Source organism: Mycolicibacter sp. MU0102 (genome assembly GCF_963378105.1).
Lineage (GTDB): Bacteria > Actinomycetota > Actinomycetes > Mycobacteriales > Mycobacteriaceae > Mycobacterium > Mycobacterium holstebronense.
The window spans coordinates 904,058-920,934 of sequence record NZ_OY726398.1 but is presented as its reverse complement, the minus strand read 5'-3'; the positions used below and the strand labels follow the sequence as shown (position 1 = coordinate 920,934).

Sequence of the window (16,877 nt, the reverse complement as noted above, 5' to 3'; positions counted from 1 at the left end):
CACGCTACCCAAGTTCGGCGGCCACCCGGGCGCGTTCGCGCATCGAGGCGACCACTCCCCCGTCGGCGAGGATGTCGGCGCCGGTGAGATAGGCGCACTTGTCTCCGGCGCAGAAGGCGAACAGCTCGGCCATCTCCTCGGCCGTACCCCACCGCGGGATCAGCGCGTCGGGCATCATCATGCCCACCCCGGCCTTCTCTTCGCGCCGGCCCATCTCGGTGTCGATGTTGCCCGGCGACACCGAGACGATGCGCAGCCCGCGACCGCCGAACCGCTCGGCCTGCGAGGCGCAATACCACTTCACGAAGGCCTTACTGACCGTGTAGGAGAAGCCCGAGCGCATCTGCTCGGGGGCGTTGCTGCAATACGCCGTCATCGCGGCCACGAAGGCGTCGCCGTCGTCCAGCGCCAACGGGAACTGCTTGGTGGGATACGCCTTGTCGGGCAGTAGCTGCGCGGCCATCGAAGCCACGTTGACGATCACCGCACCCTCGGGCGCGATGTTGTAGAACACCTCGTTGACGACGAGGGTGCCGAACGCGTTGATCCGCATGACGAATTCGGCGTCACCCATGCTCGGGCTGACCCCGGCGGTGTGGATCACCGACGCCAGCGGCCCAAGGCCCGATGCGGTGCCGAACAGCCGGGTGACCGCGTCACGATCGGTGACATCGCAGTTGACGGCGGTCGCGGCGATACCGAGCTCGGAGAGCGCGACCTGCGCGGAGTCGAGCCGCTGCTGCCGAACATCACACAGCACCACGGTGTGGTCTCGGCCCAGGATCTTGGCCGTCGCCAGACCCATGCCGCCCGCACCGCCGGTGATCACTGATACTGAAGCCATAACTGGACGGTAGACGGCTGCGCATCAGTGCCGGTCGACTGGGTGATGCGGAGAGTCGAAATGACCGATCTGTCAGGCAAAGTGGCGCTGGTAACCGGTGCGTCGTCCGGGCTGGGCGCGGCGACCGCCCAACTGTTCGCCGCCCGCGGTGCGACGGTGTTCGGGCTGGCGCGCGACGCCGAGCGGCTTGCCACAGTGTTCGCCGACGTTCCCGGCGGGCAGTACGCCCCCACCGACATCAGCACCGCGGCAGCCTGTGCTGCGGCGGTCGAGCAATGCGTCGCCCAGTTCGGCCGCCTCGATGTTCTGGTCAACGTCGCCGGCGCCCATCAGATGCGCCACACGCAGGCCGTCACCGACGACGAGTGGGCCCATGATCTGGCGGTCAACCTCAACGGGCCGTTCTTCCTGTGCCGCGCGGCGCTGCCGCACCTGCTGGAGACCGCCGGCAATATCGTCAACGTCGCCTCGATCGCCGGGGTGGAAGGGCAGGCGTACTCGGCGGGCTACTGCGCAGCCAAGCACGGGCTCGTCGGGCTCACCCGGGCATTGGCCGTGGAGTTCACCGCGGAAAAGCTACGCGTCAACGCGATCTGCCCGGGCGGGATGCTGACCCCGCAGGTGACCAACTTCCAGCTTCCCGAGGGAGCCGACGTCAACCTGATCATGCGGGTGGCTTCGCCGCGCGGGATGAGCGCACCCAGCGACGTCGCCGAGGTGATCGCGTTCTTGGCCAGCGATGCCGCGGCCGCGGTGCACGGCGCGGTCTACATGACCGACAACGGGAAAACGGCCGGGTAGTCGGTAACGGTATCGCCCCCGTTGTCGCACGGCGGCGCTAGCGTGCGGGTCATGGAACCCACACCGGACCCTGCTGCGACACGTCCCATCCTGCCCGAGGGTTACGGATTGCCAAGTTCAGCAGAGGGTTTGTTGAGCTGGTCAGACGTGGAACAGCGACTGACCGCATCCCAGCACTACTGGTTGAGCACGGTGCGCCCGGACGGCACCCCGCACTCGGTGCCGCGTTGGGGGGTGTGGCTCGACGGCCGGTTCTACTACGACGGCGCACCAACGACCCGCCACGCACGCAACCTCCAAGGCAATCCGGCCTGCACCCTGACGCTGGAAAGCGGCACGCAGGTGGTGATCGTCGAGGGCGTCTCCACCGCGACCTCAGCAGACCCGGAAGACCTCGGCGCCCGGCTCGCGACCGCGTTTGAGAAATACCACCCCCAGTACGCTCCCGGCCCCGATGCGTGGTCGGGGCAGGACGGCGGCGGACTGCGCATGCTCATCCCCCGGCGAGCACTGGCCTGGTTCGCGTTCCCGACCGACTGCACTCGGTTCACCTTCTGACCGGGGTCCGCGTTTGGCATCCGTGGCACGGCTAGCGGATTAACATCCGCTGGTATGGCGCAGCGAGCACGGACGCGCACGGCGTTGGCCGCGGCAGCGCTCATGGCGCTGAGCGGATGCGGTTCTGGTTTAATGCCGTCGGGAAAGGAATCCGCGGTACCGCCCACCGGATCAGCGGCCAACCCGTATCTGTCGGCGGCAAAGTACGGCATCACCCACATCGACTCCGCGCAGTCGGACAGCTTCGACGATCCGATCCCGCGGGGCACTTTCCACCTCGACCCGACCCAGCTGGCCCGGGTTCCCGGCGGCCCGGTCAACATCATCACGCTGGCGTCCACCGATCCGAACTACCGGTGGGTGTCCTCGAGCTCGGGTGTGCGCTACGTCGACGTCTCCAATGGCGGGTTCAAGCAGGTTGCCGCGCTGGATGCTCCCGGGGTGCAACCGATTTCCACGCAGCAGCTCGACGCGGTGTTGAACCAGCGGTTCACCGAAGTCGGCCAAATCGAGGCCGCTATCGGCGACCATTGGGCCGGGGCGAACTGGCAGCGGATCGCCAATGGCGTCTACAGCCTGGTCGATCGCGACAACTTCGTCTACTACGTGACGCAGCAATCGGAGATCATCAAGTTCGCGCTGAAAAACGCCGAGCGGCCCGAGGACGGCATCACCATCGCTTCGCGCATCGATTTCAAGCCATACCTGACGGGCAACATCACCAGCCTCGGCATCCCCGAGAACATCGTCGGTACCTCGATGACTTACGACGGCCACCTGCTGGTGCTCAGCACCGGATCATTGTCGGTGATCGACCGAGATCTGTCAGCACCGTTGCAGCAGATCAAGTTCGGTGATGGCGAGACAGTCTCGAATTCGATGGCGGTCGACGAGCACAACGGCATCTACGTCGCCTCCGACAAGCTGATGCGCAAGATCGTCTGGACCGGATCCCAGCTGTCGCAGGACGAGGCGGACGGCGCATGGTGGTCGGCCTACGACACCGGGCGCCAACCCCCGACCATCAAATTCGGCTCCGGAACCGGCTCGACACCGACGTTGATGGGTTACACCAAGGATGACGACGAGCTGGTCGTGATCACCGACGGCTCCGATCACATGAAGCTGGTGGCGTTCTGGCGCAACACGATTCCGGAGGGCTTCCAGCAGAAGCCCGGCACGAAGTCGAACCGGATCGCCGATCAGATCGACGTGACCGCCGGTCTACCGGATCCGCTCCCGGAGTTCATTCAAAGCGAACAATCCGTGGTGGTCAGCGGGCGCGGCGCGTTCGTGGTCAACAACATCGGTGCAGGAGGTACACCGGACCGGCTGGTCGATGTGCTGGCCAACGGCCCCGTGTCTCCGCCCCCGCACGGCGTGCAGCGCTTCGAATGGGATCCCGCCGCCCACCGGTGGACGTCAGCCTGGACGCGCGGCGACGTGGTGTCCACCTCCATGGTGCCGGCGGTATCCACGACGTCGGGGATCGTCTTCCTCAACGGCTACACCAAGACCGACGGCTGGGAGGTGACCGGGCTGAATTGGCAGACCGGGGAGACGGTGCACCGCACCATCTTCGGCCAGTCGAATCTGGGCAACGGCGCCTACGCCCTGATCGAGGGACTGCCCAACGGGGACCTGCTGTTCAACAGCGTGGGCGGACCACTGCGCGCAACGATCGCGAAGTAGCCGGCCGCGCTGCTCAGCGCAGCGGCAACCCCGTCAGCGCCCGGGCGATGACCAGCCGCTGGATCTCACTAGTGCCCTCGAAGATGGTGAAGATCTTCGCGTCGCGGTGCATTCGCTCGACCGGGTAGTCGCGGGTGTAGCCGTTGCCGCCGAGAATCTGGATCGCCTCGTCGGTGACGTAGACGGCGGTCTCGCTGGCGAACAGCTTGGCCATCGAGCCCTCGGCGTTGTCGAAGGCCTTGTTGTTGCGTCCCATCCAGCCCGCGCGCCACACCATGAGCCGGGCGGCGTCGATGCGGCTCTTCATGTCCGCCAGCTTGAACGCCACCGCCTGGAACTCGCCGATCTTGCGACCGAACTGCTCACGCTGGCAGGCGTATTCGAGGGCGTACTCGTAGGCGGCGCGGGCCACGCCGACCGCCATCGCGCCGACGGTCGGGCGGGTCCGTTCGAAGGTCTTCATCGCGGCCTGTCCCCCGGCCGACGCACCGGACTTGACCCGGGCGACGCGCTCCTCGAATTTCTCCCGGCCACCGAGGATCATCTCCTCGGGCAACCGTACGTTGTCGAGCACGATCTCGGCGGTGTGCGAGGCCCGGATGCCATGCTTCTTGAACTTCTGACCCTGCGCCAGGCCCGGAGTGCCGGGCGGGATCACGAAGCTGGTCTGTCCGCGCGAACCGAGTTCGGGATAGACCGAGGCGACCACGATGTGCACGTTGGCGATGCCTCCGTTGGTGGCCCAGGTCTTGGTGCCGTTGAGCACCCATTCGCGGGTCGCCTCGTCGAAGCGGGCACGGGTCCGGATCGCACCGACGTCGGAACCGGCGTCGGGTTCCGAGGAGCAGAACGCCGCGAGCTTGGGGTCATCAGCGGTGCCGAACATCTCCGGCAGCCATTGGCCCAGCTGTTCGGGAGTTCCGTTGCCCGCCAGGGCTGCGGCGGCAAGTCCGGTGCCCAGAATCGACAGGGCGATGCCGGCGTCGCCCCAGAACAGCTCCTCGAACACCGTCAGCATGCCGATTCCGCTCGGTTCGGCGGCCTGGGTGGCGAACAGTTCCGGCGAGTACAGGCCGATCTTGGCCGCCTCCTGGATGACCGGCCACGGCGTCTCTTCGCGCTCATCCCATTCGGCGGCGGCCGGGCGGACGACCTCAGCGGCGAACTGGTGGACCCAGTCCCGCACCTCGATCACGTCATCGCTGAGCTCTACCGAGAACGACATGACTACTCCTGGAAGGACTGGGCGCACGCCACGGGACACTGTCGGGCTCGATTGTGGCACCTCAAGCTGGAAGCAGGTGGGCAGCGTCGCCTAACCCGCGGATCGTCAGACCCAAATCGCTTGTGCCACGACATTGCCGACGTAATAGGCGCTCAGCCCGCAGATCAAGGTGAGCACCAGGTTGGCCAGCGCGTACAGTCGCGCACCAACACCGGCCAGCTGCAGTGTCTCGTAGGAAAAGGTCGAATAGGTGGTCAGCGCTCCGCATAGACCGGTGCCGATCAACAGGTGCAACCGTGGGTCGGCGGCGCTGGCGGCGCCGGTGAGCGCACCCAGGACCAGGCTGCCGAGCACGTTGGCGGCCAGCGTTCCCCACGGGAAGGCGGAATCGTGGCGGGCTTGAACAAATCGGTCCGTCAGGTAGCGCAGCGGCGCCCCCACCGCCGCGCCGGCGATGACCAGCAGCCAGGTCACTGGCCGGCGGGGCTTCGCCCGATGTGCCGGACGACCTCGACTTCATCCAGCAGGATCAGGCCCTCGGTGACCAGCTCGTCCAGCTGCGGCAGGAAGGCACGGACCCGCTCGGGGGCGTCGACGATGATGACCGAGACCGGCAGGTCCTCCGACATCGACAACAGCCGGGTGGTGTGGATGGCCGAGGACGCTCCGTAGCCCTCGATGCCACGGAACACCGACGCGCCGGCCAGTCCGGCTCGCCGTGCCCGGTGCACGATCTCGCTGTACACCGGCTTGTGATGCCAGGTGTCGCTCTCTCCGAGGAATACCGTCAGGCGCAATGCGCGTCCGGTGAGCTCGCTCATGCTGTCCTCCTGATGACCAGACGGCGGGTGAGGCTGGCGGCGGTCCAGGTCGCGATCAACACTGCCACCGGTGTGGTGAGCAGGTAGACCAAAGCCGGGACCGGCCGTCCGGCGGCAACGAGGGTGTCGACGTCGCCGGCGAAGGTGGAAAACGTGGTGTAACCGCCGAGCACGCCGGTGCCCAACAGCGGACGCAGCAGTCGATGCCCGACCCACAGCTCGGTGATCGCCACCATCAGCATCCCCATCAGCGCACACCCGCTCACGTTGGTAACCAGTGTGGCCCAAGGAAATCCACCGGCCGGGGTCGGCAGTGCCAGCGCGACGGCGTAGCGCGCGCAGGCGCCGATGGCGCCGCCTACGGCGACGGCCGCGACTACCGGCATCTGATCACGCACCGTCGAGCTCCGCTCACCCGCCGTGCGCATGCGGCGGTCCCAGCTTCGCCTCTCCTCCGTCGAGCCTCGCTGAACCGCCGTGCGCGGCGGCCTCACGGGTGATCTGCTCGAACTGCTCCGCCATGGCTTCGGCCAGCGCGGTGGCAGCCGACAGCGGGCGGACCATCACGACGAAGTCGTCGATCTTGCCGTCCTCGTCGAAATGCAGGAAGTCGCATCCGGTGAGCCGTTTGCCGTCGACGGACGCTTCGAAGATCAGGGCGTGGTCACGCCCTCCCGGGTCAGCGATCTCGCGCACGTAGTGGAAGTCTTCAAAAACCCGCATCACCGCGCGCAGGATCGCCGCGGTGACCGGCTTACCCGGGTAGGGCTTGAATGCCACCGGGCTGGTGAACACGACATCGTCGGACAGCAGCGCCTCGATGGCCGCGGCGTCACGGGCCTCGACGGCTTGCCGGAATGGGTGCATGCCACGCCTCCGCTGGTCAGTTGGTACGGCTGACCCTCACGGTAGACCCACCCACGGTCGCCACCTCGGCGACCTCGGCGTCTGCCGGCCGCAGCACAGCCACGGTGGCCAGCGGGCCCGACGCGCTCTCGGTGCTGGTATCCGATGGCTCGCGCAGCCGGGCCGGCAGCACGTGCGGAGCCGCGGCGATCCCCAGGACGGCGGCGCCGGTGGCTCCCAGAGCCTGCGCCCAGCCCAGCGGTCCCACCGGGACGCAACCCAGCAACTGGCTGACTCCGGGAAGGCTGATCATCGCCGCGAACGCCGCGAACGAACCGGCGGCGGTGAGCAACACCAACGGCGCGTGGGAGTCGACCAGGGTCTGGGCCAGCTCCGTGGTGACCAGCGTGATCAGCGCGACGGTGGCGGCGCGTTGGGGAGCGCCCGGTACAACAGAAAGGCGAGCCATCCCCCACGCAGCGCTGGCCGCGGCCCCGGTGATCGCCCCGCGGACCGCGACGGCGCGCATCAGGCTGCGTTCGTCGATGCCGTGCACGACCCGATGCGAGGAGCCGGCGGGGGTGCTCACCGCGACCGCGGTGGCCGGCAGCGCGTCGGTCAGCATGTTCATCAGCAGCAGCTGGCGATTGTTCAGCGGCGATGTCCCCGACAGCGCGGTGCCCACGACACCGAAGATCACCTCGCCGACGTTGCCGCCGAGCAAGCCGGTCACCGCCAACTGCACGCCGCGCCACAGTCGCTGGCCCTCGTCGATGGCATCCACCAGGGCACCGATGCGCCCGTCGGTCAACACGATGTCGGCGGTGAGGTGCGCCGAGTCGCTGCCGCGCGCGACTACACCAAGGCCCACGCTGGCGGCCCGGATCGCCGCCGCGTCGTTGGCGCCGTCGCCGACCATGGCGCAGACCCGTCCGCTGCGTTCGAGGGTCTGCACGACCTGCACCTTGTTCTCCGGGGACATCCGGGCGAAGATCACCCGCTCTCCGACCGCTTGTTCCTGGTCCTTGCGCGACAGCGCATTCCACTCCGCGCCGGTGATGACCTGATCGGCGGTGACCGGCACCCCCAGTTCCGCGGCGATCGCGGTGGCGGTGACGGGGTGATCACCGGTGATCAGCCGGATGCCGACGCCCCGGTCCGCCAGGTCGGCGAGCAGTTGCGGTGCTTCGGCGCGGGGGGTGTCGGAGATACCGAGGAAACCGGTGAGTGTCAGCCCGGCCTGGCACAACCCGGCGAGGGCATCGGGGTCGCCGGCCAGGGACTTCACCTGTGCGGCGGTGAGTCGACGCTGCGCCACCGCGATCACTCGCAGCCCACCGGCCGCCAGTTCGGCGACCGGCGCGTCGCTGTCCGGACCGAGGCCGGCGCAGGCGGCCAGCACCACTTCCGGGGCCCCCTTGATCATCAGTTCCTTGCCCAACACCGATGCCGAGAACGCCCGGCCGGAGCGGAACGGCAGGTGCGCGTCCGTGATGGTCCACAGGGGTGCGCCGCCGTCGGAGATCCCCACAGCCGCCTCGGTAACGGCCTGATCGGTGGCATGCGCGTGGGGGTCGCCCTCGGGTGCGGGCGCGGCGTTGGCCGCGGACCGCAGCACGTCGTCGTCGCTGTAACCCGCGACCGGGTACACCCGGGTGACCCGCAGCCGGTTCTCACTCAGCGTGCCGGTCTTGTCGAAGCAGACCACCTCGACCCGGCCCAGGGCCTCCACCGAGCGGGGAATGCGGACCAGCGCACCGGAATCGGTCAGGCGCTGGGCCGAGGCATGTTGGGCCAGGGTCGCCATCAGCGGCATGCCCTCGGGCACCGCCGCCACCGCGACCGCGATCGCGTTGCCCAGGGCCAGCCGCAGTCCACCGCCGCGCAGCATCCCCAGCAGGCCGACCATCAGCCCGCCGCCGGCACTGGCCGGGAACGCGCGACTCATCAGCTGGCTGAGCTGGTGCTGCAGGCCGACCACCGGCAGATCCCCGGCGGCCAGCTCGGAGGCACGACGAGCCTGGGTGTCGGCGCCGACGGCGGTCACCACGGCCAGTGCGGTGCCGGCGATCACCGTCGTACCGGCGTAGAGCATGCAGCGCCGTTCGGCGAGTTCAGCACCGGGCAGCACAGCCGCGGTCTGCTTGTCCACCGACAGTGACTCGCCGGTGAGCGAGGATTCATCGACCTCGAGATCGGCGGCCTCGATCAGCCGCGCATCGGCGGGTACGACCTCGTTGCTGCGGACCTCGATCACGGTGCCGGGGATCAGGCGGTCCGCGACGATCTCGGCGTAGCGGTCGGTGCCCGGCTCGACGGTGCGCGCCGGTGGGGTCTGTTGGGCCAGCAGCCGGTTCAGCCGGTTCTCGGCCTGCAACTGCTGGGCTGCCGCGAGCATGCAGTTGCCGATCAGCACCGTGCTGACCATCATCGCGTCCACCGGCGAGCCCAGCATTGCGGTGGCCACCGAACTGAGCGCCAGCACCGGCATCAGCGGATCCGACAGTTCGGCGCGCACCGCCTTGATGAACTGCCACGCCATGTGCGGCGGTGCGGTGTCGAGTTCGGCAGCGGTACAGGCGACGTCGGGGACCGGCAGGATCGCGCGGACCTCGTCGAGCGACATCGCGTGCCACTCGTAAGACGGTGCGGGTCGTGGCGCCGGCGTCCGCGCCACCTGGCGAGCCAGCAGGTATCCCGAGAGCAATCCGGTGGCCGCCCCAGCGGTGACCGGCCCGGGGCCTCCTCTGCGCCGGCCGGTGCGCACTCCGGGAACCATCAGCAGCGCGCCGATCGTCGATGCCCCGGTGGACAGCGAGATGCCGCGCTGGGCGGCCGCGCGCGCCGCCGGTATCGCGTGCAGCACCCGCCAGGCGCCGGCCAGGTCGGCCAGCAGCAGATCCGCTTCCCACGGCGGCGGCGCCTCCGCGTCGTCGGGCAGGATCCCCAGGCCCACATCGGCGCCGGCGAGTGCCTGCGCGCCGGTCGACGTCAGCACCGCAACGGTGCGGCCGTCTTGCTGACGTTCCGCCAGTGCGGCGGCCAGCGCCTCGTCGAGTTGTTCGTCATCGGCGGCGATAGCCACTGGCGCCAGTTCGTCGAACGCGGGGCGCAGTTCACCCAGGGCCTCGACGTCGAGGGTGACCAGTTCGGCGCCGGACGCCCGCGCCTCGGCCAGCAGTGCAGTGGCCAGCGGGTGGCGCACGTCCGCGGTGCAGAGCAGTCGCGGATCGATGAGCACGGAGTCGACGCGATCGAGGCGGCGCACGCCTTCGGGGCGCAGCGGCAGCGCCGAGTGCTGTTCGACCAGTGACCGGCTCAGGGTGGCCGCGAACGATTCGGTGGTGGTGCGCATGGCTTTCGGGCCGGCGACCACGGCTGCGGTGGCGGCTGTGGTGACGTTGCGGGTGAGCACTCCTACCAGGCCGGCCCCGAACAGCTGGACGTAGCCCGCCCGCCGGCCGTGCCGGTCGACCGCGCCCTCCGGTAGGGGCACCGGCCGTGATGACACGTGTACCTGCGCCTGATCGGCGTGCCGGGCCAGGTGCGGTTCGTGGCGGATCCAGGCCTGCGCCGCGGCGGCAGATTCGGCGGCCTTGACTCCCTGCAACGCCAGGTCCACCGCCAGCGTGGCCGGCGAGAGGGTGGCGATGCGCGCTCCGGTGGAGATCAACGACAGCACCGTGTCGGCAGGGCCCCGGCCGATTCGGTCGGCGAGTTGGCTGCGCAGCCACGGCTGGTAGTTCGCCAGCGCCGCGACGGCGTCGACGGTGATCGGTGCCTGTGGCAGCCGCAACGCGCGCCCGGCGACCGCGATGGCCAGCCCGGCGGCGTTGACGCCGACCATCACGCCCCTCGCCATCAGCAACAACCCGTCGCCGGGCAGGACGGTAGCCGGTTCGGCACCGACCGGAGCTGCACCGCCTTCGGAGCGACGGTAGCCGCGTTCGACCCCGGAGATCAGGCGGCACAGGTCATTCAGTGAAACCTGCTCGCCCTCGGCCGCCAGTTCCACCACGACCCGAGACAGCGGGCGGTTCAGCCGCGCCGACACCACACCGGCTTCAGCGAGGAGAGCGTCGAGCACCCGCTGGCCGAGTTCGGGAGATTCACTCAGACCACGGACCTCGATCCAAGCGCGGTTCTCCCCGCGCCAGCACCTGCGCGTCAGCGTCGCCGTGGTGGACTCGCCGGACAGCACCCGACTGGCTTCGCGAATCGGCAGCGCGGCGACCTGCAGTCCAGCCGAGGTGATGGCCCCCACCGCCTCGGTGGTAGCCGATGCACCACGGGCGGCCGCGCCGACGACGGCCGAGGCCGCACGGATTCCCAGGGTGGCCGGACGCAGCAGCAATGATGTCGGAATCAATTCGGCAGCAACCAATCCTGTGGTCTGACAGCGGGCTTCGGTCACACCCGCCGGGCGGCCAATATGCCGCGTGAACTGCCCAATTCTGGCGATACTTTGGCGATTGCGCAACTATATGAATGTGTCGTTCGGCGAATCCCGCCATGGGAGTTGGGACAAAATGAATGCCGACATGTCTAAAGATGAAGAACGGCTGCCCGAAAAAATCAGTTCAGTCACCCGGCACGACGAGCCCACCCAACCCCAACTGGCCTCCGCCGCGAGTACGTTCGCGCTGCTCAGCAGTCCGGCACGCCTACACGTGATGTGGCTGGCCGCCCAGGACGCCTACGACGTGACAACCCTGGCGGGCCGAGCCGGCGTCAACGTCGCCACCATGAGCCAGCACTTGACCAAGCTGAGATTGGCCGGGCTGATCAATGCACGCCGTGACGGGCGCCACCACATCTACACCGTGGATGACCCGCACATCTTGACCCTGCTCCAGCAGATCTTCGCCCACATCGCCCCGGATGGCAGCCTGGCGCCCGACCCGCCACGAGGCGGTTCGAGTAGCTGAACGGCCTGCGGCATACGACGATGTCTTCGAGGCCGTGGACGGTGCACCCGAGATAAGGAGACTGGCGTTGGGCGATCAAGTAGTGGCTCCGGTGTTGCCCAACGGCGCGGTGTTGCCGTTCCCGCCGGTCGGCTCGGGCAGTGTCGCGGGCCGGACCCTGCAGGAGTCGACCTACAGTCCGCGGGCGGTCCCGCAACGGCTGCACGCCGATGCGCCCAATGTGGTGATCGTGCTTATCGACGATGCCGGCCCCGGGCTGCCGTCAACGTTCGGCGGCGAGGTGAACACCGCCACCCTCGACCGGATCTGCGGCCAAGGCGTGTCCTACAACCGGTTTCACACCACAGCCATGTGCTCACCCACCCGGGCGTCGTTGCTCACCGGCCGCAATCACCACGAGATCGGCAACGGACAGATCGCCGAGTTGGCCAACGACTGGGACGGCTACGCCGGCAAGATCCCCGCGTCGAGCGCCACCGTGGCCGAAGTACTCAAGCAGTACGGTTACGCCACGTCGGCCTTCGGCAAGTGGCACAACACTCCCGCGGAAGAGACCACCGCCGCTGGCCCCTTCGAAAACTGGCCCACCGGTTTGGGTTTCGAATACTTCTATGGATTCTTGGCCGGGGAGGCATCGCAGTATGAGCCCAACCTGGTCCGCAACACCACCGTGGTGGCCCCACCGAGGACACCCGAAGAGGGCTATCACCTGTCCGAGGACCTGGCCGATGACGCCATCTCCTGGCTGCGCCGACACAAGGCCTTCAACGCCGGCAAACCGTTCTTCATGTACTGGGCCAGCGGATGCCTGCACGGCCCGCATCACGTCATGAAGGAGTGGGCCGACAAGTACGCCGGGAAGTTCGACGACGGCTGGGACGCCTACCGCCAGCGGGTGTTCGAACGAGCCAAGACCAAAGGCTGGATTCCCCAGGACTGTTCGCTCACCGAACGCGACGAGACCCTGACCGCCTGGGACGACATCCCCGAGGATGAAAAGCCGTTCCAACGCCGGCTGATGGAGGTCGCCGCCGGTTACGCCGAGCACGTCGACGTTCAGGTCGGCCGCATCGCCGACGAGCTGGAAACCCTCGGCTACGCCGACAACACACTGTTCTTGTACATCTGGGGCGACAACGGCTCCTCCGGCGAAGGCCAGAACGGCACCATCTCGGAACTGCTGGCCCAGAACGGGATCCCCACCACCGTGCGTCAGCACATCGATGCCCTCGACGCACTCGGCGGCCTGGACGTGCTGGGATCTCCCCTGGTCGACAACCAGTACCACGCGGGCTGGGCCTGGGCCGGATCCACCCCGTACAAGGGCATGAAACTGCTGGCATCGCATCTGGGCGGCACCCGCAACCCGATGGTGGTGCGCTGGCCAGCGAAGATCGCTGCCGACCCGGTGCCGCGGGAGGTCTTCTTGCACTGCAACGACGTGGTGCCGACCATCTACGAAGTCGTCGGGATCGCAGCACCGCAGACGGTGCACGGACAACCACAGATGGCCTTGGCCGGAGCAAGCTTCGCGCGCACGCTGGCCGACCGGGAAGCGCCGGGCGGCAAGAAGACCCAGTACTTCGAGATCATGGGCAGTCGGGCGATCTACCACGACGGGTGGATGGCGTCGGCTCGCGGGCCCCGGCTGCCGTGGGTGCCCGGCCAACCGGGCGGCATCGCCACCTGGACCCCCGATGCCGATGCGTGGGAGCTCTACAACCTCGACGAGGACTGGTCACAAGCCCACGACCTGGCCGATCAGCTGCCCGAGAAGCTCGCCCAGCTGCGCGAGATGTTCATGGTGGAGGCAGCCCGCAATGCGGTGCTGCCCATCGGCGGTGGCCTGTGGGTGCCCGTCTATCACCCCGAGCTGCGCATCGCCCCGCCCTACACCGAGTGGGACTTCACCGGCGATACCGTGCGGATGCCCGAATTCTGCGCGCCGGCGCTTGGCAACAAGAACAACGTGGTCACCATCGATGCCGACATCCCGGCCGACGCGAACGGGGTGCTCTATGCCCTCGGAGCCGGCGCCGGCGGCCTGACGTGCTATTTCGATGACGGCTATCTCTGCTACGAGTACAACCTGTTCATCTTGTCGCGCACCAAGATCCGCACGGCGAGCAAGGTGCCGCCCAGCCGCGCCACCATTGCCGTGACCACGCAGTATTCGGAGCCTCGCCCGGCCGGACCGCTCGATATCACCGTCGCCGTCAACGGCGACACCGTTGCCGAGGGCCAAGTGCCCGTCAGCGCACCGTTGTTGTTCACCGCCAACGACTGCCTCGACATCGGCACCTGCCTGGGCTCGCCGGTGTCCCTGGACTACCGGGAGCGCGCACCGTTCCCGTTCGAGGGGAACATCCACCGGGTTCACGTCGCCTACACCTGAGGACCGCAGCCAATCGCAGTGACGGCGATCACAGACCAAAGTCCCGAGATCGCGTGATCGGCAACACTTTTCCCTTTTTTTACAACCAACGGCTGTATAACGTCTCCATCCATGAAAGACCCAGTACTTCTCCTTCCGGTACTCGCCGGAATCCTCGGACTGCTCGTCTTCGGATTCCTGGCTCTGGAGGTCGTGTTCCACATCGGCTGAGCTAGGGAGCCGTCAACCGATTACTCGGCGATGACACCCGGATACGGCAGGAGTGCCATTTCGCGGGCGTTCTTGATGGCGCACGCGACCTGGCGTTGTTGACGAACGGTGAGGCCGGTGACGGCACGTGAACGGATCTTGCCGCGCGGAGAGATGAAGATGCGCAGGGTCGCGGTGTCTTTGTAGTCGACCACCGGCAGGCCCAGTTTGGCGAGCAGGTTCGGCTTGACAGACCTGGGCGCGCTCCGCGAAACACGCCGCGAATCTTTGGGTTTGATCGCCATCTACCAGCTCGCCTTCCGGACGCCGGGCAGGTGGCCTTCGTGCGCGAGCTGGCGCATACGCACGCGCGAGAGTCCGAATTTGCGAAGGTAGCCGCGGGGGCGCCCGTCGGCGCTGTCGCGGTTGCGCAACCGGACCGGGCTGGCATCGCGCGGCTGGCGCGCCAGCGCGCTCTGGGCGGCCAGTCGCTGCTGCGGGCTGCTCGACGTCGACCGAATGATTTCCTTGAGCTCAGCGCGCCGCTCGGCGTAGCGGGCCACCAGCACGCGGCGCTGCTCGTTCTTCACGATCTTGGATTTTTTGGCCATGACTCAGCGCTCCTCCCGAAAGTCGACATGGCGACGGACCACGGGGTCGTACTTGCGCAGCACCAGGCGGTCGGGGTCGTTGCGCCGGTTCTTGCGGGTGACGTAGGTGTAGCCCGTGCCCGCGGTGGAGCGCAGCTTGACGATGGGACGAATGTCGGTGCGCGCCATCAGATCCGCTCACCTTCGCGTCGCAACCGGGCCACCACGGTCTCGATGCCGTCCCGGTCGATGACCTTGATGCCCTTCGCGCTGACCCGTAGCCGGATCCGGCGGTCTTGCGACGCCAGGTAGTAGGTCCTGACCTGGATGTTCGGCGACCAGCGGCGCCGGGTGCGGCGATGCGAGTGCGACACCGCATTCCCGAATCCGGGCACCCGGCCGGTGACTTGGCAGCGTGCAGACAACGGAGCTCTCCTTCAACCCTTATTGACAATGATTGTCGACAAGCGACGCGCTGGAGGCTACCGTAGGAACGGCCTTAATGACAATGATTTTCAATAGGAGGATGATGCGGACTCCGGTGATCCTGGTGGCCGGGCAGTACGGCACCGACGCAGCGACCAAAGCCTTGCAGGCCAAGGCGGGCACGGTGACCGTCGCCTACGGCCTGGACGGTCACGTGGTGGTGCGAGAAACCACCAGCACGACAGCGGTTGCCACGACGTTGGCCCTGGAGCTGGCGCACGGTTGTGTGTCCTGCACCCTGCGCAACGACCTGCTGGTCCTGTTGCGCCGACTGCACCGGCGGGCCGGCGTTGAACGCATCGTCGTTCAGCTGCCCAATTGGCTGGAGCCGCAGCCCATCTGCTGGGCGATCCGCAACGTGCGGGTCCGCGTGGGACCGGGATACATCGATGGACCGGCCGGTCGAGATGTGGCGGTCGCCGCGGTCGTCACCTGCCTGGATGCCACCGCGTGGCTGCCGCAAGCGCTCGGCGACGACGAACTCGACGACGGCCGCACCATCGCCCAGGTGGTGGTCGGCCAGGCCGAATCCGCCGACGCCCTGGTGGTTTACGCCCCAGACCCGACGGCTCTGGCGGTACTGCGCCGGTTGGCTCCGCTGGCACGCATCACCGCCGGAACCGATCGCCTTGAACAGGCACTGACCCACCTCGACGACGGCGCCCGCCGCGGTCGAGCCGATGATCCACACGCCCCGCTGCTGGCCGGTCAACCGCCGCTGCGGCCCGACGGCGCGGTTGAGCTGATCGAATTCCACGCCCGCCGACCGTTTCATCCGCAACGCCTGCACGCGGCCCTCGATGCGCTACTCGACGGGGTGATCCGGGCACGCGGGCGGCTGTGGTTGGCCAACCGGGGCGAGCGAGCGATCTGGCTGGAGTCCGCGGGTGGCGGGTTGCATACCTGCGCGGTGGGCAAGTGGCTGGCCGCGATGACAGCGGAGGAGGCCGCCCGCGTGTCCCCGGAGCGGCATGCGTTCGCGGATCTGATCTGGGACCACCGCTACGGCGACCGGCACACCTCGCTGGTGGTTCTGGTCTGCGGCGCCCGACCCGAGCAGATCCGCGAAACCCTGTCGGAGGCTCTGCTCACCGACGACGAGTTGCGCAGCACGCATCAGTGGGCCGGCTACCCCGACCCGTTCGGCGACCACCACCAGGAACCGTGCGACGAGACCCCAACGGCCACAGCAGATATTTCCCCGTACCGCACTCAAGACGGAGACCAGCGATGAAACCCGGCATCCACCCCGACTACCACCCCGTCGTCTTCCAGGACGCCACCACCGGCCAGACGTTCCTGACCCGTTCCACCGTGACCAGCGACCGCACCATCGAGTGGCCCACCCCGGCGGGCCCTCGCAGCTACCCGCTGGTGATCGTGGAGATCAGCGCGGCGTCACATCCGTTCTGGACCGGAAACAGCCGAATCGTCGACTCCGCCGGGCAGGTCGAGAAGTTCCGCCGCCGCTACGGACAACGCCAGGCCTGACCGCGCCGTGC

18 protein-coding genes are annotated in these 16,877 nt (G+C 68.0%); 7 read left to right on the top strand and 11 right to left on the bottom strand.

The genetic code is table 11. The annotated features are described in order from the left end of the window. Window positions 1-4 precede the first annotated feature (4 nt). Window positions 5-844, bottom strand: a complete 840-nt coding sequence (locus tag RCP37_RS04390; RefSeq protein ID WP_308485779.1) for an SDR family oxidoreductase — start codon at window positions 842-844, stop codon at window positions 5-7. A 60-nt stretch (window positions 845-904) separates the two neighbouring features. Between RCP37_RS04390 and RCP37_RS04385 the strand changes: the two genes are divergently transcribed. The 3 genes from RCP37_RS04385 (at window position 905) to RCP37_RS04375 (ending at window position 3,895) form a co-directional block, all read left to right on the top strand. After that, window positions 905-1,645, top strand: coding sequence for an SDR family NAD(P)-dependent oxidoreductase (locus tag RCP37_RS04385; RefSeq protein WP_308485778.1), 741 nt, complete (start codon window positions 905-907; stop codon window positions 1,643-1,645). 51 nt (window positions 1,646-1,696) lie between these two features. Continuing rightward, window positions 1,697-2,203: a pyridoxamine 5'-phosphate oxidase family protein gene (locus RCP37_RS04380; protein ID WP_308485777.1), complete on the top strand. Its 507-nt coding sequence runs from the start codon at window positions 1,697-1,699 to the stop codon at window positions 2,201-2,203. A gap of 132 nt (window positions 2,204-2,335) precedes the next feature. Further along, a complete protein-coding gene (locus RCP37_RS04375) occupies window positions 2,336-3,895 on the top strand; it encodes a hypothetical protein (protein WP_308485776.1) in 1,560 nt (519 codons plus the stop codon). Between the two features lie 13 nt (window positions 3,896-3,908). Here the strand turns inward: RCP37_RS04375 and RCP37_RS04370 are convergent, their stop codons facing one another. The 6 genes from RCP37_RS04370 to RCP37_RS04345 all read right to left on the bottom strand — a co-directional run bounded on the left by RCP37_RS04370 (window position 3,909) and on the right by RCP37_RS04345 (window position 11,171). Then, window positions 3,909-5,120 carry an acyl-CoA dehydrogenase family protein gene (locus tag RCP37_RS04370; protein ID WP_308485775.1) on the bottom strand — a complete coding sequence of 404 codons (1,212 nt, stop codon included), beginning with the start codon at window positions 5,118-5,120 and terminating at the stop codon, window positions 3,909-3,911. A 105-nt stretch (window positions 5,121-5,225) separates the two neighbouring features. Then, window positions 5,226-5,594, bottom strand: a complete 369-nt coding sequence (crcB, locus tag RCP37_RS04365; RefSeq protein ID WP_308485774.1) for a fluoride efflux transporter CrcB — start codon at window positions 5,592-5,594, stop codon at window positions 5,226-5,228. After that, on the bottom strand, window positions 5,591-5,941 hold the full coding sequence (locus RCP37_RS04360) for a putative PII-like signaling protein (RefSeq protein ID WP_308485773.1): 351 nt from the start codon (window positions 5,939-5,941) through the stop codon (window positions 5,591-5,593). The genes crcB (RCP37_RS04365) and RCP37_RS04360 overlap by 4 nt, the downstream gene beginning before the upstream one ends. Next, entirely contained in the window at window positions 5,938-6,339 is a 402-nt protein-coding gene (crcB, locus tag RCP37_RS04355; RefSeq protein ID WP_308485772.1) for a fluoride efflux transporter CrcB, read from the bottom strand. Before crcB (RCP37_RS04355) ends, RCP37_RS04360 begins: the two co-directional genes overlap by 4 nt. A gap of 13 nt (window positions 6,340-6,352) precedes the next feature. After that, complete coding sequence (locus RCP37_RS04350) at window positions 6,353-6,808, bottom strand: nuclear transport factor 2 family protein (RefSeq protein ID WP_308485771.1); 456 nt, start codon at window positions 6,806-6,808, stop codon at window positions 6,353-6,355. A 16-nt stretch (window positions 6,809-6,824) separates the two neighbouring features. Then, entirely contained in the window at window positions 6,825-11,171 is a 4,347-nt protein-coding gene (locus tag RCP37_RS04345) for a cation-translocating P-type ATPase (RefSeq protein ID WP_416223196.1), read from the bottom strand. Window positions 11,172-11,328: 157 nt separating this feature from the next. Between RCP37_RS04345 and RCP37_RS04340 the strand changes: the two genes are divergently transcribed. Both RCP37_RS04340 and RCP37_RS04335 read left to right on the top strand, forming a co-directional pair. Beyond that, window positions 11,329-11,715 carry an ArsR/SmtB family transcription factor gene (locus RCP37_RS04340; protein WP_308485770.1) on the top strand — a complete coding sequence of 129 codons (387 nt, stop codon included), beginning with the start codon at window positions 11,329-11,331 and terminating at the stop codon, window positions 11,713-11,715. Window positions 11,716-11,782: 67 nt separating this feature from the next. Next, window positions 11,783-14,110 carry an arylsulfatase gene (locus tag RCP37_RS04335; RefSeq protein WP_308485769.1) on the top strand — a complete coding sequence of 776 codons (2,328 nt, stop codon included), beginning with the start codon at window positions 11,783-11,785 and terminating at the stop codon, window positions 14,108-14,110. A 230-nt stretch (window positions 14,111-14,340) separates the two neighbouring features. Here RCP37_RS04335 and rpsR read toward each other — a convergent pair whose 3' ends face one another. Genes rpsR through rpmB form a run of 4 tightly spaced genes read right to left on the bottom strand, consistent with a single transcriptional unit; the run spans window position 14,341 to window position 15,314 of the window. Continuing rightward, the gene (gene rpsR, locus RCP37_RS04330; protein ID WP_308485768.1) at window positions 14,341-14,604 is read right to left on the bottom strand and encodes a 30S ribosomal protein S18; all 264 of its coding nucleotides are present in this window, start codon (window positions 14,602-14,604) and stop codon (window positions 14,341-14,343) included. Next, entirely contained in the window at window positions 14,605-14,910 is a 306-nt protein-coding gene (gene rpsN / locus RCP37_RS04325) for a 30S ribosomal protein S14 (protein WP_308485767.1), read from the bottom strand. Between the two features lie 3 nt (window positions 14,911-14,913). Further along, window positions 14,914-15,078 (bottom strand): 50S ribosomal protein L33, encoded by a 165-nt coding sequence (gene rpmG, locus RCP37_RS04320; RefSeq protein ID WP_024441797.1) that lies wholly within the window; start codon window positions 15,076-15,078, stop codon window positions 14,914-14,916. Continuing rightward, window positions 15,078-15,314 carry a 50S ribosomal protein L28 gene (gene rpmB / locus RCP37_RS04315; protein ID WP_308485766.1) on the bottom strand — a complete coding sequence of 79 codons (237 nt, stop codon included), beginning with the start codon at window positions 15,312-15,314 and terminating at the stop codon, window positions 15,078-15,080. The genes rpmG and rpmB overlap by 1 nt, the downstream gene beginning before the upstream one ends. A 104-nt stretch (window positions 15,315-15,418) precedes the next feature. Between rpmB and mrf the strand changes: the two genes are divergently transcribed. After that, window positions 15,419-16,609: a ribosome hibernation factor-recruiting GTPase MRF gene (gene mrf / locus RCP37_RS04310; protein ID WP_308485765.1), complete on the top strand. Its 1,191-nt coding sequence runs from the start codon at window positions 15,419-15,421 to the stop codon at window positions 16,607-16,609. Beyond that, window positions 16,606-16,866 carry a type B 50S ribosomal protein L31 gene (locus tag RCP37_RS04305; protein ID WP_220695731.1) on the top strand — a complete coding sequence of 87 codons (261 nt, stop codon included), beginning with the start codon at window positions 16,606-16,608 and terminating at the stop codon, window positions 16,864-16,866. The genes mrf and RCP37_RS04305 overlap by 4 nt, the downstream gene beginning before the upstream one ends. Window positions 16,867-16,877: the final 11 nt, after the last annotated feature.

Bases quoted from the DNA above. Each gene is read 5' to 3' on its own strand.
- RCP37_RS04380 (WP_308485777.1), top strand. From the start codon at position 1,697: ATGGAACCCACACCGGACCCTGCTGCGACACGTCCCATCCTGCCCGAG.
- RCP37_RS04385 (WP_308485778.1), top strand. From the start codon at position 905: ATGACCGATCTGTCAGGCAAAGTGGCGCTGGTAACCGGTGCGTCGTCC.
- RCP37_RS04390 (WP_308485779.1), bottom strand. From the start codon at position 844: ATGGCTTCAGTATCAGTGATCACCGGCGGTGCGGGCGGCATGGGTCTG.
- rpsR (WP_308485768.1), bottom strand. From the start codon at position 14,604: ATGGCGATCAAACCCAAAGATTCGCGGCGTGTTTCGCGGAGCGCGCCC.
- RCP37_RS04375 (WP_308485776.1), top strand. From the start codon at position 2,336: ATGCCGTCGGGAAAGGAATCCGCGGTACCGCCCACCGGATCAGCGGCC.
- rpmG (WP_024441797.1), bottom strand. From the start codon at position 15,078: ATGGCGCGCACCGACATTCGTCCCATCGTCAAGCTGCGCTCCACCGCG.
- RCP37_RS04350 (WP_308485771.1), bottom strand. From the start codon at position 6,808: ATGCACCCATTCCGGCAAGCCGTCGAGGCCCGTGACGCCGCGGCCATC.
- RCP37_RS04370 (WP_308485775.1), bottom strand. From the start codon at position 5,120: ATGTCGTTCTCGGTAGAGCTCAGCGATGACGTGATCGAGGTGCGGGAC.
- RCP37_RS04305 (WP_220695731.1), top strand. From the start codon at position 16,606: ATGAAACCCGGCATCCACCCCGACTACCACCCCGTCGTCTTCCAGGAC.
- RCP37_RS04340 (WP_308485770.1), top strand. From the start codon at position 11,329: ATGTCTAAAGATGAAGAACGGCTGCCCGAAAAAATCAGTTCAGTCACC.
- RCP37_RS04360 (WP_308485773.1), bottom strand. From the start codon at position 5,941: ATGAGCGAGCTCACCGGACGCGCATTGCGCCTGACGGTATTCCTCGGA.
- rpsN (WP_308485767.1), bottom strand. From the start codon at position 14,910: ATGGCCAAAAAATCCAAGATCGTGAAGAACGAGCAGCGCCGCGTGCTG.
- mrf (WP_308485765.1), top strand. From the start codon at position 15,419: ATGCGGACTCCGGTGATCCTGGTGGCCGGGCAGTACGGCACCGACGCA.